Annotated in this window: 21 protein-coding genes; 3 read left to right on the top strand and 18 right to left on the bottom strand. The window is 36.3% G+C overall.

Annotated features, from left to right (window positions below):
• Positions 1-228: 228 nt before the first annotated feature.
• Both gltD and gltB read right to left on the bottom strand, forming a co-directional pair.
• Positions 229-1,722: a glutamate synthase small subunit gene (gene gltD, locus ACWNMZ_RS22185; RefSeq protein ID WP_031536523.1), complete on the bottom strand. Its 1,494-nt coding sequence runs from the start codon at positions 1,720-1,722 to the stop codon at positions 229-231.
• A gap of 15 nt (positions 1,723-1,737) precedes the next feature.
• Positions 1,738-6,291 (bottom strand): glutamate synthase large subunit, encoded by a 4,554-nt coding sequence (gltB, locus tag ACWNMZ_RS22180; protein WP_031536524.1) that lies wholly within the window; start codon positions 6,289-6,291, stop codon positions 1,738-1,740.
• 139 nt (positions 6,292-6,430) lie between these two features.
• Between gltB and ACWNMZ_RS22175 the strand changes: the two genes are divergently transcribed.
• Positions 6,431-7,333 (top strand): LysR family transcriptional regulator, encoded by a 903-nt coding sequence (locus tag ACWNMZ_RS22175; RefSeq protein WP_031536525.1) that lies wholly within the window; start codon positions 6,431-6,433, stop codon positions 7,331-7,333.
• Positions 7,334-7,396: 63 nt separating this feature from the next.
• Here the strand turns inward: ACWNMZ_RS22175 and pepF are convergent, their stop codons facing one another.
• Both pepF and ACWNMZ_RS22165 read right to left on the bottom strand, forming a co-directional pair.
• Positions 7,397-9,187, bottom strand: a complete 1,791-nt coding sequence (pepF, locus tag ACWNMZ_RS22170) for an oligoendopeptidase F (protein WP_031536526.1) — start codon at positions 9,185-9,187, stop codon at positions 7,397-7,399.
• A gap of 561 nt (positions 9,188-9,748) precedes the next feature.
• Positions 9,749-9,949 (bottom strand): IDEAL domain-containing protein, encoded by a 201-nt coding sequence (locus ACWNMZ_RS22165; RefSeq protein ID WP_031536527.1) that lies wholly within the window; start codon positions 9,947-9,949, stop codon positions 9,749-9,751.
• Between the two features lie 175 nt (positions 9,950-10,124).
• On the opposite strand from ACWNMZ_RS22165, the gene ACWNMZ_RS22160 reads away from it, so the two are divergent.
• Positions 10,125-10,952 (top strand): Cof-type HAD-IIB family hydrolase, encoded by an 828-nt coding sequence (locus ACWNMZ_RS22160; protein ID WP_031536528.1) that lies wholly within the window; start codon positions 10,125-10,127, stop codon positions 10,950-10,952.
• A gap of 115 nt (positions 10,953-11,067) precedes the next feature.
• On the opposite strand, the gene ACWNMZ_RS22155 is transcribed toward ACWNMZ_RS22160, so the two are convergent.
• The 3 genes from ACWNMZ_RS22155 to ACWNMZ_RS22145 all read right to left on the bottom strand — a co-directional run bounded on the left by ACWNMZ_RS22155 (position 11,068) and on the right by ACWNMZ_RS22145 (position 12,762).
• Positions 11,068-11,307, bottom strand: coding sequence for a hypothetical protein (locus tag ACWNMZ_RS22155; protein WP_031536529.1), 240 nt, complete (start codon positions 11,305-11,307; stop codon positions 11,068-11,070).
• Positions 11,308-11,339: 32 nt separating this feature from the next.
• Positions 11,340-12,413, bottom strand: coding sequence for a branched-chain amino acid aminotransferase (locus tag ACWNMZ_RS22150; protein ID WP_031536530.1), 1,074 nt, complete (start codon positions 12,411-12,413; stop codon positions 11,340-11,342).
• A gap of 217 nt (positions 12,414-12,630) precedes the next feature.
• Positions 12,631-12,762: a hypothetical protein gene (locus tag ACWNMZ_RS22145; RefSeq protein WP_268817856.1), complete on the bottom strand. Its 132-nt coding sequence runs from the start codon at positions 12,760-12,762 to the stop codon at positions 12,631-12,633.
• Between the two features lie 380 nt (positions 12,763-13,142).
• Between ACWNMZ_RS22145 and ACWNMZ_RS22140 the strand changes: the two genes are divergently transcribed.
• Positions 13,143-14,273: a CAP domain-containing protein gene (locus ACWNMZ_RS22140; protein WP_031536531.1), complete on the top strand. Its 1,131-nt coding sequence runs from the start codon at positions 13,143-13,145 to the stop codon at positions 14,271-14,273.
• Positions 14,274-14,675: 402 nt separating this feature from the next.
• Here the strand turns inward: ACWNMZ_RS22140 and ACWNMZ_RS22135 are convergent, their stop codons facing one another.
• From ACWNMZ_RS22135 to ACWNMZ_RS22085, 11 genes are all read right to left on the bottom strand, one after another.
• Positions 14,676-15,587 carry an AEC family transporter gene (locus ACWNMZ_RS22135; protein WP_031536532.1) on the bottom strand — a complete coding sequence of 304 codons (912 nt, stop codon included), beginning with the start codon at positions 15,585-15,587 and terminating at the stop codon, positions 14,676-14,678.
• 159 nt (positions 15,588-15,746) lie between these two features.
• Complete coding sequence (locus ACWNMZ_RS22130; protein WP_031536534.1) at positions 15,747-17,009, bottom strand: L-lactate MFS transporter; 1,263 nt, start codon at positions 17,007-17,009, stop codon at positions 15,747-15,749.
• A 280-nt stretch (positions 17,010-17,289) separates the two neighbouring features.
• Positions 17,290-18,471 (bottom strand): formate-dependent phosphoribosylglycinamide formyltransferase, encoded by a 1,182-nt coding sequence (purT, locus tag ACWNMZ_RS22125; RefSeq protein WP_031536535.1) that lies wholly within the window; start codon positions 18,469-18,471, stop codon positions 17,290-17,292.
• Positions 18,472-18,774: 303 nt separating this feature from the next.
• Positions 18,775-20,109, bottom strand: coding sequence for an allantoinase (locus tag ACWNMZ_RS22120; RefSeq protein WP_031536536.1), 1,335 nt, complete (start codon positions 20,107-20,109; stop codon positions 18,775-18,777).
• A gap of 6 nt (positions 20,110-20,115) precedes the next feature.
• Positions 20,116-20,457 carry a hydroxyisourate hydrolase gene (uraH, locus tag ACWNMZ_RS22115; protein ID WP_031536537.1) on the bottom strand — a complete coding sequence of 114 codons (342 nt, stop codon included), beginning with the start codon at positions 20,455-20,457 and terminating at the stop codon, positions 20,116-20,118.
• 2 nt (positions 20,458-20,459) lie between these two features.
• Positions 20,460-20,978, bottom strand: coding sequence for a 2-oxo-4-hydroxy-4-carboxy-5-ureidoimidazoline decarboxylase (gene uraD / locus ACWNMZ_RS22110; RefSeq protein ID WP_031536539.1), 519 nt, complete (start codon positions 20,976-20,978; stop codon positions 20,460-20,462).
• A 27-nt stretch (positions 20,979-21,005) separates the two neighbouring features.
• The gene (locus ACWNMZ_RS22105) at positions 21,006-21,485 is read right to left on the bottom strand and encodes a (2Fe-2S)-binding protein (protein WP_031536540.1); all 480 of its coding nucleotides are present in this window, start codon (positions 21,483-21,485) and stop codon (positions 21,006-21,008) included.
• 18 nt (positions 21,486-21,503) lie between these two features.
• Complete coding sequence (gene pucD / locus ACWNMZ_RS22100) at positions 21,504-23,774, bottom strand: xanthine dehydrogenase subunit D (protein ID WP_031536541.1); 2,271 nt, start codon at positions 23,772-23,774, stop codon at positions 21,504-21,506.
• A gap of 4 nt (positions 23,775-23,778) precedes the next feature.
• Positions 23,779-24,645 carry an FAD binding domain-containing protein gene (locus tag ACWNMZ_RS22095; protein ID WP_031536543.1) on the bottom strand — a complete coding sequence of 289 codons (867 nt, stop codon included), beginning with the start codon at positions 24,643-24,645 and terminating at the stop codon, positions 23,779-23,781.
• The gene (locus tag ACWNMZ_RS22090) at positions 24,599-25,258 is read right to left on the bottom strand and encodes an NTP transferase domain-containing protein (RefSeq protein ID WP_065429054.1); all 660 of its coding nucleotides are present in this window, start codon (positions 25,256-25,258) and stop codon (positions 24,599-24,601) included. The genes ACWNMZ_RS22095 and ACWNMZ_RS22090 overlap by 47 nt, the downstream gene beginning before the upstream one ends.
• Positions 25,255-26,247 (bottom strand): XdhC family protein, encoded by a 993-nt coding sequence (locus tag ACWNMZ_RS22085; RefSeq protein ID WP_031536545.1) that lies wholly within the window; start codon positions 26,245-26,247, stop codon positions 25,255-25,257. Before ACWNMZ_RS22085 ends, ACWNMZ_RS22090 begins: the two co-directional genes overlap by 4 nt.
• Positions 26,248-26,557: the final 310 nt, after the last annotated feature.

The raw sequence follows: 26,557 nt of genomic DNA, 5'->3' as shown, positions 1-26,557 counted from the left end.
TGCGCTACGGACGCACGATGCGCCGGGGAGGAAGCTAAGCCTCCTCGCTGCGCTGCGGGGTCTCAGCCTTTCCTCTATTTCCCGCAGGAGTCGAGCGTCCTCCGCTCCATTTCACTTCGTTTTTAAAACTTTTTCTAAAAAAACAAACACGAACTATAATGTAATTTAATTACATTATAGTTCGTATTTGTTGTTGATTGAAATACTTATGTCCCAGCCTCTTTTTTCTTAAGCATTAACAGTTGGTAGAATCGAAGCACCCATCAAGTATTCATCTACTTTTCTAGCTGCTTCTCTTCCTTCATTAATTGCCCAAACAATTAAGCTTTGTCCTCTGCGGGCATCACCTGCTGCGAAAACACCTTCAAGATTTGTTTCAAAATCACCGTATGCTGCAGCAACTTTTCGATTCATTGTTTCAATACCAAAGTGCTTTAATACTGGCTGTTCAGGACCTTCAAAGCCAATTGCGATAAAAACTAACTGTGCTGGCCATACTTTTTCTGTTCCGGGAATTTCTTTGAAAATAAATGTCCCATCTTCTTGCTTTATTTTTTCCATTGATACAGTGTGTAATTCTTTTAATTTACCATTATCGTCTTTTACCATCTTCTTCGTCTGAATTCCATACTGTCTAGGATCTTCCCCAAACTTCTGTTCCGCTTCTTCGTATGCATATTCTAATGTAAAGACATTTGGTGCTGCTGGCCACATATTATCACTTGTGCGCATTAGCCCAAGCTTAGGATGTTTACCAAATTGGACGACGCTTTTACAGTTTTGGCGAAGAGCTGTTGCGACACAATCAGCTCCTGTATCTCCCCCACCAATAACAATGACATCCTTGCCTTCTGCATCAATAAAGTTTCTATCTCTCAAATTAGAATCTAGCAAACTTTTGGTTACACCTGATAAATAGTCCATTGCAAAGTGCACACCTTGTGCATCTCTACCTTCCATTACTAAATCTCTTTGCTTTTGAGCACCAGTACAAAGAATCACAGCATCATAGTTTTCTCTTAATTCTTTTGCAGTTATATCTTTTCCTACTTCTGTATTGGTAATAAAATCAATACCTTCTTGGGTAAGAAGCTTAATTCTACGCTCTACGTCTTTTTTCTCTATTTTCATATTTGGAATACCATACATTAATAACCCACCTGGTCTATCTGCTCTTTCATAAACGGTTACAGAATGGCCAGCTTGATTTAATTGATCTGCACTAGCAAGTCCTGCTGGACCAGACCCAATGATGGCTATCTTTTTTCCTGTTCTCTTTTGAGGAATTCGTGGTTGGATCCACCCGTTTGCAAACCCCTTATCGATAATAGTACGTTCGATATTCTTAATCGCAACAGCTGGATCAGAGATTGCAACTGTACAAGAACCTTCACATGGAGCTGGACATGCACTACCAGTGAATTCTGGAAAGTTATTTGTCTTTAATAATCTGTCTAATGCTTCTTTCCATCTCCCTTTATATACAAGGTCATTCCACTCAGGGATTAAGTTATGGATCGGGCAGCCAGATGTGCTTCCGGCAATTTCCATTCCAATATGGCAGAATGGTGTAGCACAATCCATACATCTTGCTCCTTGTCTTTCTAGTACCTCATCAGCGAAAGGAGCAGAATATTTTTTATAATCTTTTAGGCGGGAAAGCGGATTTCTCTCTTCCGCTTCCTCCCGTTTAAATTCCATGAAACCAGTTGCTTTACCCATTCTGTTCTCTCCTTTCTACTGCACTAATACGGTTATTTTATCTGATTGTTTTTTTTTGTCTTGTTTGGAATTATTCTCAAATGCTTCCATGGAAGCTGCTTCTTCTGATAATCCACTTTCTAGTCCTTTTTGGATGTTTGCAATCATTCGTTTATAGTCTTTCGGAATTACTTTAACAAACTGTTGTACATAATTTTCCCAATTAGCAAGTACTTGTTGACCTACTAAGCTATCTGTTTCTACCACATGTTTTTCAATTAGTCCTTGTATTCTCTCTATTTCTGCTCGATCTTCTAGTGCTTCAAAAATAATCATTTCTTTATTGCATAATGTTTTGAATTGGTCTGCGTCTTTCGATAATACATAGGCTATGCCACCAGACATACCAGCTGCAAAGTTTTTACCCACATCTCCTAAAATAACAACTTCTCCACCAGTCATATATTCTAAGCCATGGTCGCCAATGCCTTCTACGACAATATTTGCACCACTGTTACGTACGGCAAATCGCTCTCCTGCTTTTCCATTTATAAATGCTTCTCCACCTGTCGCACCGTAAAATGCTACATTGCCAATAATAACATTATCTTTTGCTGTATAAGAATTTATCGCTGATGCTTTAGCAACAATTCTCCCACCGGATAGCCCTTTTCCGATGTAGTCATTCGCATCTCCTGTTAAATAAAGACTCATACCTTTAGGGATAAACGCGCCGAAGCTTTGACCTGCTGATCCGGTGAAATGAAGATTAATTGTATTTTCTGGTAATCCAGATTCTCCGTAATGCCTTGAAATTTCGCTACCTACAATGGTACCTGTAACTCGATTTGTGTTTCGGATTGTATAATGTAAATCTAATGTTTCCTTGTTTTTTATCGCATTTTGAACTGCTGGTAGAATCTTCTGTATGTCTAAGCTTTCATCAATCTTGTGATTTTGCGGTGTTTGGAATGTTCTTGGACCATCCACTTTATATAATAGCTTAGATAAATCTAAGTCCTTCGCTTTCCAATGCGTTTTCGCTTCTTTGCTAACAGTAAGCACATCTGTTCTTCCGACCATTTCTTCTACTGTGCGGAATCCTAACTGTGCCATTAGCTCACGTACCTCTTCTGCAACAAAGCGCATAAAGTTTACGATATGATTAGGATCTCCAGCAAATTTATATCGCAATTCTGGATTTTGTGTTGCAATTCCAACTGGACAAGTATCTAAATGACATGCACGCATCATCACACAACCCATTACAATTAACGGAGCTGTTGCAAAACCAAATTCTTCTGCTCCCATCAAGGCTGCAAGAACAACATCTTTTCCTGTCATTAACTTCCCATCTGTTTCAAGGACGACTCGACTTCGTAAACCGTTCAACATTAATGTCTGATGGGCTTCTGCTAAACCAAGCTCCCATGGAAGACCAGTATGTTTAATACTTGTTTTAGGCGATGCTCCTGTTCCCCCATCATAACCACTCACTACTATAACATCGGCAGCACCTTTGGCAACACCTGCTGCAATAGTTCCAATTCCACCTTTTGAAACTAATTTAACGGAAATGCGTGCATCTCTATTCGCGTTTTTAAGATCATGGATAAGCTGTGCTAAATCTTCAATGGAATAGATATCATGGTGTGGTGGAGGAGAAATTAATCCTACACCTGGCGTTGAGCCACGTACTTCTGCAACCCATGGATATACTTTATTTCCAGGCAACTGTCCGCCTTCACCAGGCTTTGCACCTTGGGCCATTTTAATCTGCAATTCTTTCGCATTGATTAAATAATGACTTTTAACTCCGAATCGACCAGAGGCGATTTGTTTAATATTGCTTCTCCGATTATCGCCATTTTCATCCATTGTATAACGGGATGGATCTTCTCCACCTTCTCCACTATTGCTGCTTGCACCTAATCGGTTCATCGCGATTGCCAATGTTTCATGGGCTTCTTTACTTAGAGAACCAAATGACATAGCTCCTGTTTTAAATCTTTTAACAATGGAATCAACAGATTCCACTTCATTAATATCAATCGGCCGTCTTGATGGATCAAAAGCAAATAAATTACGCAAGAAACTCATGCTTTCCTCGTTAGCCGCTTCAGAAAATTGTTTAAATAATCCGTAGTCACCTTGTCGACATGCCCACTGTAACGTATGGATTGTTTTTGGATTAAAAGCATGGTGTTCCCCGCCTTTTCTCCATTGGAAATCACTTCCAGAATCTAATGTTTCATCGATTGATTCTTGATAGCCTAATAAATGCCTTTTTGTTGCTTCTTCCGCAATAATATCTAATCCGATACCACCTAGCTGAGAAACAGTGCCAGTAAAGTATTGATCAATTACTTCTTTGCCAATCCCGACTGCTTCAAAAATTTGTGCACCACGATAGCTTTGTACAGTAGAAATACCCATTTTAGACATTACTTTTACTACGCCTTCTGTAACTACTGTATTGTATCGCGCTACAATTTCTTCATAGGAAAGGGATAAGATGCCATCCTCTACTGCTTGATTATATGTCGCATATACCAAATATGGATTAATAGCATCCGCACCGAATCCAATTAGACTCGCAAAATGGTGTACTTCTCGAACTTCGCCAGACTCTACAATAATACTTGCCTTCGTACGAAGTCCTTTTTTAATTAAATCTTGATGCAAAGCACTAACAGCAAGTAGAACAGGAATAGCTTTTTCTTCTCTATTCATTGCACGATCAGATAAAATAAGCAATGATACACCTTGTGTGATAGCTTCTTCTGCCTTTTGCATAAGGTTGTTTAAACTTTCCTCTAAATTATCTGTAAATAAAGCATCTATTGTTCTAGCTGTAAACTCAAGTTTAGCATTGGTGCGTAATTGTTCAACATCGCCATTAGATAGAATCGGTGTTTTCAGTTGTATTCTATGACAATTGCTTTCATCTGGATGTAATAAATCACCTTCTGCACCTATCCAAGAAAGAGTCGAGGTTACTAGTTGTTCGCGAATTGCATCAATCGGCGGATTGGTTACTTGTGCAAATAATTGTTTGAAATAATTAAATAATGACTGTGGCTTATTAGATAATACAGCAAGCGGCGTGTCATTTCCCATTGATCCAATCGGGTCTTTACCTTCTAATACAACTGGAATCAGATTTTTTTGCACATCTTCATACGTGTAACCGAAAGCTTTTTGCCTTGCAAGTAAATCAGCAAATGTCTCCGCCTTTTCTTCTATGTTTTCCTCTAAGCGCACAACTTCCTCTAGCCACTCTGTATATGGATGCTCAGAAGCAATCGAGTTTTTAAGCTCTTCATCGGAAACAATGCGTCCTTCTTCTAAATCAATCAACAGCATTTTTCCAGGACTTAAGCGCTCTTTATAAAGAATATTTTCTTCTTCAACTGGAATAACGCCAACCTCTGAAGAGAAAATGATGTAATCATCTTTCGTGACATAATATCTTGCTGGGCGTAAGCCGTTACGATCAAGAATCGCGCCAATTTGTTTACCGTCTGTAAAAGTAATCGCCATTGGACCATCCCATGGTTCCATTAAGCTACTATGATATTCGTAAAAATCTCTTTTTTGTTTTGATAAATGCGGATTCTCGGTCCAAGGCTCTGGAATCATCATCATTGCCGCATGAGCCGGCGTGCGACCAGATAGAATAAAGAATTCTAATGCATTATCAAATACGGACGAGTCACTACCATTGGAATCTAAGATTGGTAACACTTTTTCTAAATCAGCTCCAAAAACCTCTGATGCAAATTGCTGCTCCCTTGCTTTCATCCAGTTAAAGTTGCCTCGTAATGTATTTATTTCTCCATTATGGATTAAATATCGATTTGGATGAGCTCTTTCCCAGCTAGGAAATGTATTTGTGCTGAAACGAGAATGTACAATTGCGAAAGCTGAAACAAATGCTGGGTCTTGCACATCTAAATAAAAGCTCTTCACTTGATCGGAAGTTAATAATCCTTTATAGACGATTGTGCTTGATGAGAGACTCGCAAAGTAAAATTCTTTTTCTTCCTCGCTTCCCCACTTTTCTGCTAGTTTTCTAATTATATATAATTTTCGTTCAAACGTTAACTTATCTTTATTTGATTGATTGGATTGAATGAATACTTGACGAATCACCGGACAACTTTCTTGTGCAACTTTTCCGATTTTTCTGAATTCGGTTGGGACAGTTCTCCAACCAAGAAGTACTTCTCCTATCTCTTCAATATATTCGTTAATCTTTGTTTCAATTTGATTTCGATTTGGGTCATCCTTTGAAAAAAAGACCATTCCAACTGCATATTTTCCACTCTCTGGTAGATTAATATCTGTTAATTCTTTTCGAAAGAAGGCATCTGGAATTTGTACCATTAATCCAGCACCGTCTCCTGTTAATGGATCACTACCTTGCCCACCACGGTGATCTAATTTACAAAGCATGCTTAATCCTTTTGTGACAATGTCGTGCGTCGCTTCCCCTTTTATATGAGCGTACAGTCCGATTCCACATGCATCATGTTCAAATTCCGGTCTATATAAGCCCTGCGCTTTTTCCATTTGGTTGTACGTCATTTCAACCACCCCTGTCAGATTTTCTAACAAATTTTTTTATTCAGATAATTCAATTATACTATACAAATTCATATGTACAATATATCATTTAGATAGAAACAATCTAAAAATGAGATAATTAAAAAGAAGGTCGATAAAAATGGAACTGAGACAACTAAAATATTTTATTGAAGTAGCGGAAAGGGAACATGTATCAGCCGCTGCGGAACATCTGCATGTTGCCCAATCTGCTGTTAGTCGTCAAATTGCTAACTTAGAAGATGAGTTAGGTGTGCAATTATTTGAGCGGGAGGGTAGAAACGTGAAACTGACTTCCATTGGAAAGATATTTCTAACCCATTCTCTTGCCATAGTCAAATCGGTTGACCGTGCCATTGAACAAGTAAATGCCTACTTGGATCCAGAAAGAGGCTCTATAAAAATTGGCTTTCCAACAAGTCTTGCAAGCCACTTACTACCAACGGTTATTTCTGCTTTCAAAGAAAAACATCCAAAAGTGAAATTCCAATTGCGGCAAGGATCCTATCATTTTTTAACAGAAGGGGTAAAAAATAGAGACTTAGATTTAGCCTTCTTGGGTCCAGTACCAACAGACGATTTTTTATTAACAGGAAACATATTGTTCACTGAAAAAATATTTGCTTTACTACCAAGTAATCATTTTTTAAGCGAAAGAAGATCCCTTCGCTTACGGGATTTACGCAATGATGAATTTGTTTTATTTCCGGAAGGCTATATTTTGCAAAAAATCGCTATTGACGCTTGCAAACAAGAAGGATTTTTACCGAATATAAATGCGGAAGGCGAAGATTTAGATGCGATTAAAGGATTGGTGTCTGCTGGTATGGGTGTAACACTACTGCCAGAAAGCACTTTTTATGATACTGTTCCAAAGTTTACGGTGAAAATACCAATTGAAGATCCGATAATTAATCGAACTGTCGGAATTATCGTTCCGAGCAATCGGGAATCTCCACCATCTGTCCAAACCTTTCGTCGATTTGTCATCGACTTTTTCACTATTTTAGAAAAATATCAATAATGGGATGGGATAAGGGTCTCAAACTTTTAGTTAAAGTTAGACCCTTACTTCCCTACCCATTATTTATTTTTCTAAAACTTCCTTCACTAAGGAATGGAAAATAGATAAAGCGTGATTGATAGGCTCTGGGGTTGTCAAATCGACACCAGCCTTTTTGAGAAGCTCGAGTGGATAGTCAGAACTTCCACTTTTTAAAAAGTCTAAGTAGTTTTCTACATCCCCTTTCTCTCCTACAATTAATTTATCAGCTATATTTATCGCTGATGCAAAACCAGTTGCATACTTATAAACATAAAAAGGACGATAAAAATGGGGAATTCTCGACCATCCATACTTCACTTGCTCATCAATGACTAAATCGCTGCCATTATATGCTTTAAATAATTCCTCATAAGTTGAATTGAAAAAATCCAATGAGAGAGGAAGCCCGTTTTCTGCTTGCTCATGCACTGTTTTTTCAAATTCGCTAAACATTACCTGTGTAAAGAAGGTACCTTTAAAACTATCAATAAAATGGTGCAGTAAATGCTCTCTTTTTAATGGATCCTGCTCTAATTTTAATAAATGTCTTATTAACAATACTTCATTCACAGTAGAAGCGACTTCCGCAACAAAAATGCTATAGCCTGCACTTATTTGTGGCTGATGTTTACTACTAAAATAGGAATGCATCCCATGTCCACATTCATGAGCTAATGTAAATAAGCTATCTAAATCGTCCCGATGGTTTAGCAGAATAAATGGATGTACACCATATAATCCTAAATTATAAGCACCTGAACGTTTCCCAGGTGTTTCCCGTACATCTAAGTAACGCTTTTCTTTAAAACTTTTTAGCACTGCGATATATTCTTCACCTAATGGTTTTAATGCATCCACCATTATTTGAAATGCGTCATCATAGCTAATCTCTTCTTTGGCTGCTTCTCCGACTAATGGAACACTTAAATCATAGGCATGCAGTTCTTTGAGCTGAAGTCGCTTTTTGCGAAACTTCATATAGTCATCCATATAAGGTAAGTTCTTTCTTGTAGTCTCAATTAAATTATTATACACTTCTACTGGGACTTGGTCTCCAAACAAACTTTTTTCTAAAGCAGAAGGATAATTTCTTAATTTTGCTGTTTTTACATTATTTTTCACTGCAGCACTAAAGGTTGTTGCAATCGTATTTTTCATGCCTATATATGGTTTATAATAGGCTAGGTATGCTTCTTTCCGTACATTTCGATCTTCACTTTCGATTCTTTTTGCATACATTCCCCTTGTTAGCTCAATTTTTTCTCCATCTTCATTTGTTACTTCTCCAAATGTAATATCTGCATTATTTATCATTCCGAATACATTGCTCGGTACACCTAATGCTTCTCCTAGTTCGGACAAAATCTCTTCTTTTTCTTTGCTTAATACATGCTTCTTATAGCGAAAAGACTCTAATAAGTCTTTTTCAAAATAAGCTAATCCTGTCTCAGCTTTTATGTAGGCTTTTAATTTGCTTTCTTCTAATGACAATAAAAAAGGCATAAAAAAGGAGGTAGCTCTACTATATTTCTGCCCTACATAGCGAGCTTTTTCAATTAGACTTTGGGCATGGGTATTACGCGTATCTAAGTCTAATAGAAGCATTCCATAAGCATATACTTTTCGATAGATAAAACTAGTTTCCTCTGATAAAGTAAGATATGCTAATAAGCTTGCCCCGTCTGAAATATTACTATTGAAAGTGGCAAGCTCCTCGATTTTTTTCTCCAATAATTGAAGATCGTTTTCCCAATCTTCTTCTGTTTTATAAATATCCCTCAAATTCCATTTTTCCAAATCTGTAACTTCTTCCCTTGTTTTATATGTATTCATAAACTTCCTCCTATTCATTGGTTTTCTATATTTCACTTGTTATCATGAAATGAAAAGATATGTTTATGCTTAAATCATACCTAGCCATATCCTATTATGTAAAGTATAAACGCTTCTATCGAATTGTACGGGAGTTTTCCAAAATTATCATTATTGTTCCATAATACTTTTTTTCAATACTTGTAATAATTGGAGGTCGATTGAACGGAATTTGTCTAATAAATAACAAAGCTTTGAAGAGAATCCATAAGAAATAGCTTGCCAAACTTCTAGAAACTATGTTATATTAATCAAGCGATGAGCTATATTGAATAAGTCAATGAACATTATTGCGCTATGTGGAGCGTAGTTTATTGCCTCAATACGTAGGACACATTTGTAGTGTCCCTAACTGCCGATAAACTTTTGTTTATTGGCAGTTTTTATTTTTATATGTCCATACAAAAAGCTATCCTTTTTTTGCAGGGAAAAACCTCACTGATTTTTCAGAGTGAAAATACAGTGAGGCATCCCATTTAGGATAGCTGTTATGTTTATTACAAATATAATTTATTACGATTATTATGCGGTTAATTCCTTTAACTCTTCTGTTAAACGATAAAATTGTTCCTTGTCACCAGCAATTAATGTTTTGTCAATTTGTTTTTTTAGCTCAGCTTTTCGAAAGTCGTAAAGGGCTTTTTCTAATACCATTTCAGCGAATAAAGAATCAACTACATTTCCTACAGACTGTTTTGGAGCATTTAATAAATACTTTTCCATTTGAATCAACCCCTTGTTCTTTTTTACATTATAGCAGTAATTTTCTGATAATTCAAATACTTTTTTTCGAGGAAATTTATTCCTTTTAAAACTTTTATAAAAAAGTGGATTTATGTATAGGCTATTGTCTCTTTTTCATGTATTCTTGATAGAGGTTAGGAAAGGGGAGTTCAAAATGAGTTATAAAATGATCGTATTAGATATGGATGATACTTTATTAACAGATAACCATACTATCTCAGATGCAACAAAAAAAGCTTTAATGCTAGCACAAGAAAATGGCGTTAAGGTGGTCCTTGCATCTGGAAGACCAACATATGCTATCGAAGATGCTGCAGAAGAGTTGAGGCTTGCTGAATATGGGAGTTTTATTCTTTCTTTTAATGGTGCAAAAATAACAAATTGTAAAACGAAAGAAGAACTATTTAGTAGTACATTACCACCAGAAACCGTTCATGATCTTTATGATTTAAGCCAAAGGGAAAATGTGTGGATTCATACTTATATGGAGGATGAAATCATTACACAACAGAATAATCCATTCACTGAAATCGAAGCAGATATTACCGGCTTACCTATTAAGACAGTTTCCGATTTCAAACAAACTGTTTCCTCTCCTGTCGTAAAGGTATTAATGGTGAAAGAAGAAGAGCATCTTAAAGTAGTAGAAGCAAAGCTACAACAAGAGTTAGCAGAACATTTAAGTGTCATGCGCTCTAAACCATTTTTCCTTGAATTTACGGAATTAGGAGTTACTAAAGGGACAAGCCTCGCCATTCTCATTGAAAAACTGGGCATTACAAGAGAAGAAGTCATTGCTATTGGTGATAGTTATAATGATGTAGCGATGATTGAATTTGCTGGCCTTGGTGTTGCGATGGGAAATGCCCCTGATGATGTAAAGGCGCTTGCTGATTACGTGACAGATACTAATAATAACGATGGTGTTGCAAAAGTTATCCATACTTTTATTCTAGACCCTGTTACTACCAAGTTAGTGTAATTATATTGTTTGATATAATTTTATCTTTCAGTAAAAATAACAAAGGAGTATACCTAATCAGAATAGGTATACTCCTTTTAACATAGCAATTACTTATATCCACTAATTTCGTTACTCACTCTTCCTCGTCTGGATCATTAAAAACTTTTATCGTTTTAAAAGCCAAGTTCACTTTAAAATGAAGATTCCAATTACTACGAAGGACCTCTATCTCATGGTCTTGAACAGCAACACACAAAACAACATCTCCATCCCAATCCATTAATACATATTCATTTTGGTTTGAGAATAATTTATAGTCTTTATGTGCTATTAAATTCCAGCCAAAATTTAGCGTGTGGCTTTTATTAGACATTAAGATGCTCCTTTATTTTCCTTGTAAAGGAATTATTTCACTTCAACTGTCCAGCCGAATGGATCTTCTTGTCTTCCATTTTGGATATCAGTGATTATCTTATATAAATTCGATGCCAATTCTCCTGTTTCTCCATTATTTATGATTATTTTTTCTTCGTTCCAGAAGAATTCACCAATTGGAGAGATAACAGCAGCTGTTCCTGTACCGAATGCTTCTTCTAATTGACCGTTTTTATGGGCTTCAAAAATTTCAGCAATCGAAATTTTTCTTTCTGTAATAGGAATATTCCAATGCTGAAGAAGCTCCATAATACTTCTTCTTGTTACCCCCTCTAAAATGCTTCCATTTAACTGAGGTGTGACTACTTCTCCGTTTATTTTGAAGAATACGTTCATTGCGCCAACTTCTTCAATATATTTCTTTTCTACTCCATCTAACCAAAGAACTTGAGAGTAGCCTTTTTCATTAGCAATTTGTTGTGCTTTTAAGCTTGCTGCATAGTTACCAGCTGTTTTTGCTGACCCAGTACCACCTGCAACTGCACGTACATATTCATTTTCAACGAAGATTTTTACTGGTTTAACGCCTTCTTTATAATACGAACCTACTGGTGATAAAATGATCATAAATTTATAGCTAACAGATGCTGCTACACCTAAATAAGGCTGAGTAGATATAACGAAAGGTCTTATGTATAAAGAGGTTCCTTCTCCATTTGGAATCCATTCTCTATCGATATTAATTAATTGTTTTAAAGCATTTAAGGCAAACTCTTCATCTATTTCAGGTATACAAAGTCTGTCATTTGATTTATTTAAACGCTCCATATTTTTTTCTGGTCTAAATAAAAGGACTTTGCCTTCTTTCGTTAAATAAGCTTTTAACCCCTCGAAAACTGCTTGTCCGTAGTGGAAAATAACAGAAGCAGGATCTAAAGTAATCGGTTGGTATGGAAGAATTTGTGCATCATGCCATCCTTTATCGACTGAATAATCCATCATAAACATATGGTCAGTAAACACTTTACCAAATACTAATGTTGCTGGATCCGGTTTTGGTTTCTTTTCTTTTGCTAATGTTACAGTGATTGTTTGTTCTGTCACGTTCCATTCTCCTTATCATAAATATTATTTCTATTTATTATAACGCAAAGTTTCTATAGAGAAAGTAATTTTGATAAAAAGTTAGAAATTATTTTGCGTAGCTAAGGAAATGATAAGTAACTTTTTTGAAAAAATTTCCACAAATCATTTTATAGCTGTATTAAAAAAGCCAATAAAAAAACAACCAAATCTACATTATGTAAATTTGGCTGCACTATTAATTCCAATGCTTTGTATCATCTAAAAGTTCATCAATTTCTATGTCGATTAAATTCCATGAGGATATTTCCTGCTCTAAATCAGTTGTGTTTGTTAAAATTTCGTCAATGTCGGTTCTAATTAAATGCATGATTGCCTCCTTTAAAACCGTCTTAATTCTGTCTAGAGATTACGCCTAATATAATTTCCAAGCTGGAAACGGTTATATTTATTATAGCATTTACCCCTGTTTACATATAATAAACCTGCTTTACAAATTGATTACACCTTATAGACAAAATGATGAAATTCTTTATTACAACGAGAAATTATAAGAACATGTTATAATAATCAATACTATCTATTACAATGGATATAGTTTTAAGAGGAATTGAGCTATCTCTGTTTCTCTTTCGTTTAATTCGTTAGAAATTAGCTGTCTACCTTTAGTTTATCCATTTTCACTTGATTCATTCGTTATGCATGGTCTTCTCTTTGGTTATACTGGTTAGACAACTGGAGGTTATTCAAATGACAAAACTATTAAAATGGGTACTCACCCTTCTTATCATATATGCGGCATATAATTTCTTTATTAAAGAGAGGGAAGATACTGCGATAAATACGGTTTCTGAAGAAATAGAAAATAGTATTAATCAAGAATCTATTACTTCCTTTATTCAGACACTTACAAGAGAATTAAATGGCCTAAAGTCAATTTTTCAGGACGCACAGGACTTTCTCCCAGACTGGAATGTGGAGAAACATTCCGCAGATATTCCTAAACCTGTATTGGAAACACCAAAGGACTATCCATTTTCTATCTATAATATTTCCCTTGGAGATGAGCAACAAAAGGTTGAAAAGTCACTTGGCGCTCCGCAACGAGTAACGGAAAATGAATACGGAATTTCTTGGATTACTTATCATAACAATTATCATAACTTTGTAATGATAGGTTATGATGACAATAATAAAGTAGCGGCTCTATATACAAATCAGGATTTAATTGCTTCTAGTTACGGTATCAAAAAGGGAACGAAGAAAGAACAAGTGTTAGATACATTGGGTGAGCCTTTAACAGAGTTAAGAAAAGGACTGGTTTCTTATAAAATGGCTGAAGATCGTGATTATGAAATGTTTGCTCTCGAAGATTCCTATGTCACTGTTTTTTTTGATAAACATGAAAATAACACTGTTACCGCTCTTCAAATCATCAGCTCTTCCTTAGAAGATAATCGGAAAGATTTTTATGTGGATGGTACTGAGAATCTCAAAGAAGGCTTTGAATATCAATTATTTGATTTAACAAATGCAAGTAGAGTAAATAATAATTTAAATCCTTTAACATGGGATGAAGCAGTAAGAGAAACAGCCCGCAAACACAGTTTAGACATGGCAGAAAATAATTATTTCAGCCATACCAATCTTGAAGGCGAATCACCATTTGATCGGATGCTTAACGATGGAATACACTACAGTATGGCAGGCGAGAATTTAGCTTATGGCCAAAACAGCAGTGTTTTTGCACATGAAGGCTTAATGAATTCAATGGGGCATCGCGAAAATATCTTACAAAAGGATTTTGCATCCTTAGGCGTCGGAGTTGCCTTTAACAACGATGCTCAGCCATACTATACAGAGAATTTCCTTACAAAATGAGGATTGGACAAAAACTAAGTCGTACCATTGAGCTATAGACACTTAGCTTTCCTCTCCATCCACTTCGTTTTAAAAGCTATTTCCTAAAAATATTGATTTTCCTAGAAAAATCAATTAGTTGGAAAAAAGGAGCATCCTGAATTTGCATAAACTCCTGTAAGATCAGCAAGAGGCCCACGGAAAGCAAGTGTATTCAGGATGCTAGAATGATCAACAAACGTGCCTGAAACCGTCTTTTTTAACAATGATAAAAAATGCGAACAGCTATACTTTATTTAGTATAATCGTTCGCATTTATCACTTGCTAAATAATATGATTCCTACCTCATTTTGCGCAATTTTTCAGTTTCTGTTTTCTGTCTCAGGAAATTAATCAACTAGCTATTTACCATTTACCCTCTACTAAATAATTAAATTTCCAATCATCCATATTAAGAAAAAGCTAATCACAATGGATAAATTTGCAGCAGTGCCGACAAAGCGTTGGTTATATTTAAACTCTATGCTATATGGAAGCACACAAGATGCCATTGGTAAGATTAAACAGATTAATATTGTGTAGCGGAACATTTCTTCAGCTGGCCAAAGAAAAAAAGCGAGAAATCCTAATAAGAGACCGGTACCATACCTAATCCCAAGTACTCTTCCAATTCCTTTCCAATACTTCTTGTCAATCGAGAAATTCAAATAGATGCCAAGCAATAATAATGAAAGTGGCATATTTGCTTTCGAAATAGTACCCGTTACATCGATTATTTGATGAGGCAAGTGGATACCTGTAATATTAATGATGAAAATAAAAACATATGTCATCAATGGTATGGATTTTGAAAGCTGCCCTGCTACATGCTTTGCACTAAGTACTGTTCCTTCTTTCGAATAATAACTCCCAATTAAATAACTAATCCCAAAAGTAACGATAGCATTGCCAATATCAAACATGCCGAAATACTTGATTCCTTCCGTCCCCCAAATTCCTTGAACTAAAGGATATGCAAAAATGCCAATATTAAATCCAGGGATGAGCATTCCTAACATCCCTTTTTCCTTATTTTCTTCCTTTCGAAATAAAAAAAGTCCGAAAACACTAATGACTATTCCATAAAATAGGCCAAGGAAAACTAACAAAAGCAAGGAATTCTCAATAATAACATTATGTAAGGTAGAGATAATTAAACAAGGTAAAGTGATATTAAAGATAATCCGAGCTAATCCTTCTCCATCCTTTTCTTTAATAATATTTTTCTGTTTAAAGAAATAACCGATTGCGATGATAATAACCGAATACAAAAATTGGGTATTAAAATTTTCCATTCTCTAATTTCCCCTAACTATTAAGTTACAACTACTAATGAACCTACTATACTACTATTCGGATTGCTTTTAAAGGCTTAGTTTCGAAAAAAAGGATTGGATGCGTGACAAGACAAATAATCTTATCAAACGAATCTAATCCTTTTTAAATGGTTCTATTTAAAAGCTATTGCTTTCACTTACAGTATTATTTATTTCTTTCAATCTGCGAATATCAAGACGAATTAATAATGACACTGCCAGTGATACAATAAACATACAAGAAAATACAAGCAGTGTTCCTTGATAGCTACCTGTCGTATCACGAATCCATGATACGATGCTAGGACCAGCAACACCGGCAGCGGACCAAGCTGTAAGAATGTATCCGTGAATAGCGCCAAGTTGTTTTGTACCAAATAAGTCGCCAATATAGGCTGGTATAGAAGCAAATCCTCCACCGTAACAAGACATAATGATAAATATAATGATTGAAAAAGCAATGTAATGATGCAAATGAGGAAGAGCAAAGAATGCTACTACTTGTATTGCAAAAAATAATGTATATACATTTGGTCTTCCAATATAATCAGAAATAGCAGCCCAAGCAATTCTTCCTGCACCATTGAAAACGCCCATAATACCAACAAGTGTTGCAGCTCCAGCTACAGACATTCCTGCTAATTCTTGGCCCATTGGAGAGGCAACAGCGAGAATGGCAATCCCACATGTAATATTGATAAATAACATAATCCATAATGCCCAAAACCGTTTCGTTTTTACTGCTTCATTTGCTGTTAACTGTGACAAATCTTCTCTTACTTTCATGTGGCCAGCTTCCACAGATTGCTTAAACCCTTTTGGCATATATCCTTTTGGTGGTGCTTCTAAATATTGTGCGGAACAAAGAATAACAACAAAATATACTGCTGCAAGAATATAAAAGGTATTAGATATCCCAACCGAATTAATCAAATGATTCATTACCGGACTACTAATCATCGAAGCAAAGCCAAATCCCATTATCGCTAATCCTGTTGCTAAACCTCTACGATCCGGAAACCATTTAACCAATGTTGATACAGGAGTAATATAGCCAACACCTAAACCAATTCCGCCAAACATACCGTAAGTGATATAGAGTAATGGTAAAGATTCAATGCTTGTTGCAAATCCAGCACCAGCCATCCCTATCCCAAACATGAAGGCAGAAAGTCTGCCAGCAGCACGAGGACCATATTTTTCGACAAAGTGACCGAGAAAAGCTGCGGATAATCCTAAAAATAAGATAGCGATACTAAATGTCCATGAAATATTTGTTAAACTCCAGTTAAATTGAGCTTCAAGCGGCTTTGTAAAAACACTCCAAGCGTATACAGACCCGATTGAAATATGAATCCCAACTGCAGATAATGCAATTAACCAACGATTTTTTGTTTTCATATAAACCATACCCCTATTATATTATTTAGCGTTCTTAACTTTTAACAAAGCTGTTTTCCAAAAGATTGTTGTTTTTTTAATAGAAAATATGAATTAGTTGCCAAAATAGAGCAGCAAGAAATATACTTAGACTCCTGTGGGATTAGCGAGACAGTCCTAAGGCCCTGCAGGAGCGAAGCGACGAAGCGGCTAAAGCGCAAGGCCAACGGAATGTGAAGGGTATTCCGGCTGCGGGCGATAGCAACAAACTATGCGAAAACAGCCATTAACAATAATAGCTTTATTCACTATAAGAAATAGCAAGCGGTTCTGCCGCCTTTCTAACCCCATTTATCGCTAATTCAACCGTTTCATTTGTATGCAATACAACTGCCATTCTTCTTCCTTTTGTTGTTCTCGGCTTACCAAACACACGCACTTGGGTATTTTCGACCGACAATGCATCATTCAAACCAGTAATTAAGTAAGTTTCACTTTCTTTTGTTGCTTTTATAGTCTTGCTAGCACCAGCAGCATATAATTTTACACCAGTAATGGGATAACCAAGAATGGCTCTAACGTGCAAAGCAAATTCAGATAGGTCTTGGGTAATCATTGTAACCATCCCTGTATCATGAGGTCTTGGTGATACTTCACTGAAATATACGCCATTTGCTGTTAAAAATAATTCCACACCAAATAGTCCGTACCCTCCTAGACTATCTGTTATTTTCTTTGCTACCTCCTCTGCCTGTGCTAGTTGGTCAGCTGACATAAAATGAGGCTGCCATGATTCAATATAATCGCCATCCTTTTGTGTGTGACCAATCGGAGGGCAGTAGGTTGTGCCACTAACAGAACGGACTGTTAAAAGAGTTATCTCAGATTCAAAGGAAATAAATTCCTCTACAATGACACGAGTTTTCTTTCCTCTTCCGCCATCTACCGCTTCTTTCCAAGAGGATTCGATATCTTCCGCACTCTGGCAAATGCTTTGACCTTTGCCAGAGGAACTCATGACAGGCTTAATTACACATGGAAATCCAATCTTATGTACTGCTTCTTCCAGTTCTTTTATGTCATTTGCGAAGGCATATTTTGCTGTTGGTATTTTTAGTGTTTCGCTTGCCAATCTTCTAATCCCTTCACGATCCATCGTTAAATAAGTAGCGTTTGCGGTCGGAACTACCGTATAGCCCTCATTTTCTAAATCTAATAGAGTACTAGTCGCGATTGCCTCTATTTCAGGAACAATATAATCAGGCTTTTCTTTTTCGATAAGCCGTTTCAATTGGACACCATCTAGCATATCTACTGTATATGAACGATGTGCCACTTGGCTTGCTGGTGCGTTGTCATAGCGATCAACAGCGATTGTTTCCACTCCTAAGCGCTGTGCTTCAATAATGACCTCTTTCCCTAATTCCCCAGAACCTAATAACATGATTTTTCTTGCTTGTGAAGTATTTGGTGCTCCTACCACGATGCCAATCCCCCTAAACAAAATAATTATTCCTTTATTCTGCATAATAACGTAAAATCATCCTCTATTCAAGGGTTTTTTTCTCTAATTCCGAACAATTTTAGTTAGGTTGTATAAATAATTCGTATTTTCAACAAAAGTGAAATCGCTATATTTATGTAACTCATCCATTCTTTTTATGGACATACAAAAAAAAGCATCGGAATATTTCCAATGCTTTTTTTAGGTTGCTTTTCTTTTCTATGAAAATAATTACTCTCTACCTACACTTATAAAGTTTAATTGATTAAGTAGCAAATGGATTTATGTGGTCATTTTGTTGCTGTCAGAAAAATGAGAATAAATGAGTTCTCCCCTACTTATGGTCGCTTTTACTCTGCCTCTATATGTCTTTCCGATATAAGGGCTAATTTTATTTTTGTAATATAAATCTTCCTTTTTCAAGATAAACTTTTCATTTACATCCACTATTGCTATATCAGCATCATATCCTTTCAGAATGCTTCCTTTATTTGGATAGAGACCAAAGCGTCTTGCAGGATTAGTACTTGTAATTTTTGAAATCATTTCTAACGGAATTCCTCTTTGCCAATATCCTTCTTCTAGTAACACAGAAAGCGTTGTTTGACACCCTGAAATACCTCCCCATGCTTCGAGAAGATTTCCCATTTTCATAGAGGGCAAAGATGGGGAGTGATCAGAGCCAATTACATCAATCTCTCCCTTTCTTATAGCCTCCCAAAGATTATCTACTTCCTGCTTTGACCGTAATGGTGGTGCACATTTTGCAGCTGCTCCTAGCTTCTCTAAGTCATCCATTGTTAAAGATAAGTAGTGTGGACAGGTTTCCACACTTATATCAAGCCCTCTTCGTTTTGCTGCTAAAATTGGCTCTAGAACATCTGCGCTGCTGATATGAACAATATGCAGCCTACATTTCGTTGCCTCTGCATAAGCAATGATACGTTGGACTGCTTCTATTTCTGAAAAAATCGGTCGAGCATTCGAAAAAGCTAATGCTATATGGTCACTTTCCCTATTAATCTCCTTTCCTAAAAACTCTGTAATCGTATCACTTTCCGCATGGACAGCTAAAATACTATGTAATTCTGCTATTTTTTTCATCGCCTGTAAAAGTGTGCGATCATCAGCACTTTGAAAGTCATCGATTCCGCTATTGGACATAAACGCTTTAAAGCCAATTACTCCACATTGCAATAGCTTTTCTAGTTCATCTAGATTACCAGGTACAACTCCGCCCCATAACCGATAATCAATCACTGATTTTTCTTTGGCCAACCCATTCTTTAGATGAAATGCTTGTTCTGATGTTGTTGGTGGATGACTGTTTAACGGCATATCAAAGAATAATGTTGCGCCGCCAGCAGCTAAGCTTTTACTACCGGTTTCCAATCCTTCCCACTCACTTCTTCCTGGCTCATTAAAATGCACATGTGAATCAATAATACCAGGAAACAAATATAAGCCTTCTGCATCAATGATTTGTTTTGCTTTAGTTTCCTTGATATGTAATCCTATATCTACTATTTTCCCATCTTTTATCAAGACGTCTGCTTTTGATAATTTCTCCTCATTAACAATGATTCCATTTTTAATTACTAAATCAAATTCACTCAAAATGCTTCAGCTCCCTCGATATGTCTGATATCCCCAACCAGATAATAATAAAGGAATATGATAATGCTTTTGTGTTTCGTCTGTATAAAAACGAATAGGGATTGTCGTTAAAAAGTTGTTTTTCACTTCTAATCTTTGAAAGTATTCTTTTACAAAAAATACTAATTCATATTCTCCGTTATCCACTTTCTCTAATAATATAGTATCTACTCTGCCATCCTCATTGGTTATTCCCTTTGAAATAAAACTTCTAGCTGAATCTGTTAATTTCCATAATTCTACTTTTATTGATGCTCCTGGTTTTCCTTGTGTTACATCCAATACATGAGTTGTGATTCCAGTTTTCATATTTATGCACCTTGTCCTTTTGTCTCTAGTTTCACGATATCATTTAATCGGAATTTCGAAATGGCAAATATTTGCGTTAAGGCTGTTTGAAATTCTTGCTCTTTTGAATGATTTAATCTGTCCTTCATCGCTTTATAGATGCTGTCCTTTGTATGTCCCTTTACTGCTAATATAAATGGAAAGCCAAATTTTTCGGAATATGCTTTATTTAATGCTGCAAATTCCTGATATTCTTTTTCTGAAAGTGCATCAAGTCCAGCTCCTTTTTGCTCTTTTACGGATGAATCCGTCATTTTCAGCTTTCCTCCTAAATCAGGATGTGCTCGAATTAAGTCCAATTGATCTCCAATAGGAGCCTCTGTTACTGCCTGTACCATCAATTGGTAGAGTACTTGTAGACTGGGAAAGGGGTGATAATCCCATGTCTTATTGGCAATCCAAGGACTATACTCAAATACCCAACCGATTTTTTCTATAAACTCTTGTCGATTCATTCCATTGATTTCTTCTATCGAATACATATCCTCATTCCTTCCGTATAGGCTTGATTAATCTTTTTGTGTTAAAAGGTCGACTGCCCGTAAAATCCCTTCATAGCCTGTGCACCGACATAGATTACCAGATAATGCTGTTAGCACTTCTTTTTTAGTTGGTTGTTCCTTGTCATCAAGCAAAGCTTTTAAAGCTATAACCATACCTGGGGTACAATATCCACATTGAAGAGCCCCTGCCTGCAAAAATGCCTCTTGAATTGGATGAAGTTTCTCTTCTGCTAAACTTTCAATCGTAAAAATCTCTGCATCCTCTATTTGATATGCCATGATTAAACAGGAGTTCACCAATTTTCCATTCATAATGACAGAACATGCTCCACATCTTCCTACCTCACAAGCTATTTTCGTTCCTGTCAGAGATAAAGAATCTCGAACAATATCGACTAGACGAGACGTTGGAGAGAGTGATAGTTCTTGTTGTTTTCCGTTGACTTTAAAGCGTGTTACTCTTTCTATTACCTTTTTGCTTTCCATTACACTCCTCCTATTTCGTTAATATTCTATGTTAATCTCTTTCAAAATCATCTCTGATTGAACCGGCAGCTTATTCAGCCAAATTCCAGTAGCATCATGAATCGCGGAAACAATCGCTGGCGCAACTGCAACAGTACCAATTTCTCCTACTCCTCTTGGTCCATATATATCACCACTAACTAAGTCTTCCATTGCAAAAACATTGGTTTCTTTTGGAATATCTAATATAGTCGGAATCAAATAAGTATCAAGGTTTTCTGTCATATAGCGGCCATTTTCCATAACAGCGTCTTCCATAAGCGTAAAGCCTAATCCCATATTAGCACCGCCTTCAATCTGGCCTAAATAGCCCATCGGATTTACAACCGGGCCTGCTGAAATGACATGGTCCATTTTTACGACCTTTACTCTCCCTGTTAAAACTTCTACCTCAACTTCTACTGCTACACCTGCAAATGTATATAAAAAATGTCCTCCATCAATGGAATGGGGAGTAGTTGGAAAATGATAGCTAGTAGTAACAGATGGAAGCTCTTCAAGAGATGTTGCCAATTCTTTATAGGTCAATAACAGCTGGGCTTCCTTATTTTCTTCACTCAGCCAAATTCCTCTTTTGCCAAGGCTAAGATTCTTAATCGGTGCATTCGTTTGTTTTCCAGCAGCAGTAAGTATTTTTTCTATAAAAGGAGTTTTTAATTTATTTACACCTAGCCATACCATATTTGTCGCTCTAGATGCTGTCGATGATCCGGAATGAGGCACTTTTGCGGTATCTCCAATGATTATTTCTACATCATTTGTGTCACAGTTAAATGTTTCAGTCATGATCATATCAATTGTTGGAATTAATCCTTGCCCACATTCCTCAAAACCAAAGGAAACCTCTAATCTCCCCTCTTTATTTAGGGATATGCAAGCACCAGATGGGTCTGGTCTACCATAACCAAGTCCTCCCCCGTGCATTGTGATGCTATATCCCTTCCCTTTTAGCTTCCAGTCACTCAAAGATTGCCATTCTTCATTCTTTTGAAGAATGGGTGATTTGATGATTTCTGTAAGAACTGCATGTGCTCCGTCAGTAGGAACTATCGGCTGTTCAACAGGTCCGGGATCATCTGTTTGCCGCAAGTTTTTTATGCGCAATTCTGTTGAGGATATTCCGATTTTTTCTGCTAAGCGCTCTATCTGTGTTTCTAGGGCAAAGGTGATTTGATTTCCGCCAAATCCTCTAAATTCACCTGCCACACCGTTATTTGTATAAACAGAATAACCCTTTACATCTATATTCTCGATACGGTAGGGACCAGCACTATGCTCTACAGCAAAATCAAGTACAGCAGGACCTAATGTAGCATAAGCACCTGTGTCCGCAATGATTTTCACCTGATGTGCAAGTAGTTTTCCTGCTTTATTTGTTCCTGTTTTCATCTCAATTTTCATTGGATGCCTTTTTAAGCCAGCTTTTATAGAAACTCTTCTAGATTGATGAATCTTTACTGGTCGCTTCGTTTTTAAGGATAAGATACTAATATACGGCTGAATGTTCAGTTCATCCTTGCCTCCAAATGACCCTCCAATCGGACTTGAAATGATGCGGATTTTTTCAGGTTCCATCCCTAGAATTCTAGAAAGCTGTAATTGATCTTTAAAACCATGCTGCGTTGGAGCATATACAGTTATTCCGCCATCGTCATTTGGAACTGCTACCCCTCCTTCTGTTTCCATATATGTATGCATTTGCCTTGGTGTATGATATGTTTCTTCTATAAGGAATTCACACTCATTAAATATGTCCTCTATTGTCGTTTCTCCCTTTCTAAAAGCAGCCTTGTGAAGGAGATTACCATCTTTATGTAACTTTATAGAAGATTCCGTCAAAGCAATTTCCGGATCTGTAACAGGTTGTAACGGACTATACTTAACTTTAATTAAGGAGATTGCCTTTTCTGCAATTTCTTTTGTTTCGGCGGCCACTGCTGCAATAGCATCACCCACATACCTCACTCTGTCCTCACATAAGACTGGTTGATCTTGTATGACAATTCCGAAGCCATTTAAGCCTGGGACATCCTTATGTGTAATTACAGCTGCAACACCAGGAAGTAATTCAGCTTCTCCTGTATCAATCGATACAATTTTCGCATGTGGATGCTCACTTCTTAGCACTGTCCCATATAGCATTTGCGGAAAACTCATATCTGTTAGATACTTAAGTTCCCCAGTTACTTTAGGTGCACCATCTCGGCGAATTTTCCATCTTGCGCCTGCGCTAGTTATATCAAGAACCATAAAATTACTCCTTTCTTTGCTTTTTAACAAAATCTTTTATAGTTGCAAGAAATAGGTTTGCTGCAACTTTTTTACGATAGTCTGCTGTTACAAAGGGATCAGTATAGGATGAAAAATCATCTTGAATCTTTTTATATAAACATGACCAATCAATCTCTTTCATTCCTTTATTAAGCTCTTCTTCCGCTAAAGTAAGTCGACAAGGGAGATGTGCGCCTCCGCCTATTGATAGCTTTGCTTTTATGTTGTATTCTTCATACTCTAGATATCCTGCAACAGAAATAATAGCTGCAGTAAAGGTTTCTCGTCTGCCAATTTTTTTAAAGAAGGAGTAATTTTGTGCATTAATGATTGGAATAAAAATATTTGTTAATAATTCAGATGATGGAGGAGTTGGTTTTGCGAGCCATTTTCTTAAAGAAATCATCTTTTCCTGTTCGCCATTGTAAAAGGATAATTGTGCCTCTAAAACCAATAAAACCGGTATCGTATCTCCAATTTTGCTACAAATATTGCCACCGATTGTTCCTCTGTTACGCACTGCAGGAGCGGCTATCTTTTCACAAGCTTCTGCAAGAATAGAAGCATTATTTCGAACAAATGAGTTATTCAAGCAATCAGAGATGGTCATAGCTGCACCAATTCTCAAGTATAACTGTCCATCCAATTGGACTTCTTCTATTCCTTTTAATTCTGGCAATTTCTCTGTGCTTATTAGATGTTTTGGTTTTTCTACACCAGCTTCCCAATTAATTTGGAGAATAGTTCCACCAGAAATAATCGTATTATGTTGGACAATTAAATTCTGAATGTCAGATAAATTGTTAGGTATCTCGACTGAAGTTGGATACGTTTCGGCAGATATTTTCATCTTGTTCCCTCCTTGCTAGCGCTTTTTCATAATCGCTTTTTGTATCTATATCGATAAAATATATTTCTTCTGAAAATTCAATCTTTTTCCCTTGCAGTGCTCCATTGTTTAATAGTTTTCTAGCTCCCCAATCTCCTTTTAATGGTTTTATATTTTCATATACATTTGGATGGAATAAAATTGGAGGCATTATTACTCCATTATACATGCTTGCCACATATTCTTCTGGTGGTTTTAAATTGATTTTTACTAGTTTGCTTAACATATTTGCAGTCACAAACGGCTGATCTGCTAAGCATACAAGGATTTTATCAGACTTTCTTTCTACTGCAGCCGCAAATCCAGCCTTTAAAGAATAAGATTGCCCTAGATCAGCCTCTTTGCATCTAATAATTTCCCCTTTTTTTCCGAATAGTTGATTTTTATTTTCTAGAGATATCCAATCTAAAGTGTCATCTGGTTGAACAATGACTAAGGAATAATCAATAAAAGAAGCGGCTAATAATTCGGATAAAGCTGCATTACCAATCGTATTCTGCCCGAGGGTTAGCGATAATTTATGTTCTCCCATCCTACTGCTCTTCCCAGCAGCCAAATAGATCGCTGTAATCATTGCTTAACCATTGCTTCAGACTTTTTCGTATTTTTCAGCTGAATTAATTCCGCTACAATACTAATCGCAATTTCTTCCGGACTTTCTGAATGTATAGCCAAACCAACTGGATAACGAATCCAGTCTTTATCCTTTTTTCCAGCTAATAATCTTTCCGACCTTTTTTTGGATCCAAGGAGGCCTAAGTACTTTGTCTTTCTAGCTTGGAAGTAATCGACTATTTCTTGATCCTTCATAAAGCTATGCGTCATTGTAAGAACATAATCATTTTCTGTGGGGTTTATTGCTTCCATTACTTCCGTTGGCGAGCCAATAATATATTCTTTGGCATATGGAATATTCTCTTTCTTACAATAGCTTTGTCGCCAATCTGCTAAAATGACATAAAATCCTGCTTTACTAGCAAAATGCACAACGGGCTTTGCATCTGGTCCCGCTCCATATAGGATTAATTTGGGCTGAGGCTCGAATGATTGAGTGAATGAAATCATGTCACTAGGAGAGCATATGAATTCTGAGATAAAGGATGTTCCATTTGGATACTCCTTTTTTGCTTCAACACTTATCTTATTTTCCATCTGTTTATTTAATTGATTAAATTTTTTAATAAGTTCTACATTTTCGCCATTATTTAAATGGTGCTGTATTTTTTGAAAAATTTGTCTTGTTTCCATAGTAACCGGCTCTACCATAATATAAATTTTCCCATCACAGCCGACACCTTGCCCCCAAGATAAATCATCTTCAGAGCGTAAATCGTATTCCATCAGAAATGGTTCAGCATATTTTTGCATGTCAATCCTAGCAAGTAAATCCTCCTCAACACATCCACCGCTAAGCAAGCCTTTCTCCATACCTTTATCCGAAATAAACATCATTGTGCCTTCTTTACGATAGGCTGAACCTTCTACCTTAACGATTGTAGCCAAATACCCTTGATTCTTCTTATTACTGACAGAATCAATAACAGAATAATGATCGGAAGACATCGACATTCCTCCAATAGTAAGTTTTTTAATATCTCGGTGTTACTTTTTATCACATATCATGTTATTACATCATATTAATTGCTATATTTTTATATGTCATTGGATTAATTATATAATAAAAACAAATAAATTTAGTCGATTTAAACAAATTTTCTAAATTATTCGTTATTTGTATATTTTTATCCGTCCTTTTTCATAAACAATCTATTTTACTAGCTTAATATATTTACATTTTCTTCATTATCATCTATAATGCACGTATCTTGCATTAATATATTCTTCTTTTCGTCTTTCTTATTTATACTTTTTA

Source organism: Niallia sp. Marseille-Q9988, assembly GCF_976954375.1.
Note: the sequence above shows the minus strand (reverse complement) of the source record. Positions and strands in the feature narration are given on the sequence as shown.

Excerpts from the sequence above, each read along its gene's own strand:
- gltD (WP_031536523.1), bottom strand. The coding sequence starts at position 1,722 with ATGGGTAAAGCAACTGGTTTCATGGAATTTAAACGGGAGGAAGCGGAA.
- gltB (WP_031536524.1), bottom strand. The coding sequence starts at position 6,291 with ATGACGTACAACCAAATGGAAAAAGCGCAGGGCTTATATAGACCGGAA.
- ACWNMZ_RS22175 (WP_031536525.1), top strand. The coding sequence starts at position 6,431 with ATGGAACTGAGACAACTAAAATATTTTATTGAAGTAGCGGAAAGGGAA.
- pepF (WP_031536526.1), bottom strand. The coding sequence starts at position 9,187 with ATGAATACATATAAAACAAGGGAAGAAGTTACAGATTTGGAAAAATGG.
- ACWNMZ_RS22165 (WP_031536527.1), bottom strand. The coding sequence starts at position 9,949 with ATGGAAAAGTATTTATTAAATGCTCCAAAACAGTCTGTAGGAAATGTA.
- ACWNMZ_RS22160 (WP_031536528.1), top strand. The coding sequence starts at position 10,125 with ATGAGTTATAAAATGATCGTATTAGATATGGATGATACTTTATTAACA.
- ACWNMZ_RS22155 (WP_031536529.1), bottom strand. The coding sequence starts at position 11,307 with ATGTCTAATAAAAGCCACACGCTAAATTTTGGCTGGAATTTAATAGCA.
- ACWNMZ_RS22145 (WP_268817856.1), bottom strand. The coding sequence starts at position 12,762 with ATGCATTTAATTAGAACCGACATTGACGAAATTTTAACAAACACAACT.
- ACWNMZ_RS22140 (WP_031536531.1), top strand. The coding sequence starts at position 13,143 with ATGACAAAACTATTAAAATGGGTACTCACCCTTCTTATCATATATGCG.
- ACWNMZ_RS22135 (WP_031536532.1), bottom strand. The coding sequence starts at position 15,587 with ATGGAAAATTTTAATACCCAATTTTTGTATTCGGTTATTATCATCGCA.
- ACWNMZ_RS22130 (WP_031536534.1), bottom strand. The coding sequence starts at position 17,009 with ATGAAAACAAAAAATCGTTGGTTAATTGCATTATCTGCAGTTGGGATT.
- uraH (WP_031536537.1), bottom strand. The coding sequence starts at position 20,457 with ATGAAAACTGGAATCACAACTCATGTATTGGATGTAACACAAGGAAAA.
- uraD (WP_031536539.1), bottom strand. The coding sequence starts at position 20,978 with ATGTATTCGATAGAAGAAATCAATGGAATGAATCGACAAGAGTTTATA.
- ACWNMZ_RS22105 (WP_031536540.1), bottom strand. The coding sequence starts at position 21,485 with ATGGAAAGCAAAAAGGTAATAGAAAGAGTAACACGCTTTAAAGTCAAC.
- pucD (WP_031536541.1), bottom strand. The coding sequence starts at position 23,774 with ATGGTTCTTGATATAACTAGCGCAGGCGCAAGATGGAAAATTCGCCGA.
- ACWNMZ_RS22095 (WP_031536543.1), bottom strand. The coding sequence starts at position 24,645 with ATGAAAATATCTGCCGAAACGTATCCAACTTCAGTCGAGATACCTAAC.
- ACWNMZ_RS22090 (WP_065429054.1), bottom strand. The coding sequence starts at position 25,258 with ATGATTACAGCGATCTATTTGGCTGCTGGGAAGAGCAGTAGGATGGGA.
- ACWNMZ_RS22085 (WP_031536545.1), bottom strand. The coding sequence starts at position 26,247 with ATGTCTTCCGATCATTATTCTGTTATTGATTCTGTCAGTAATAAGAAG.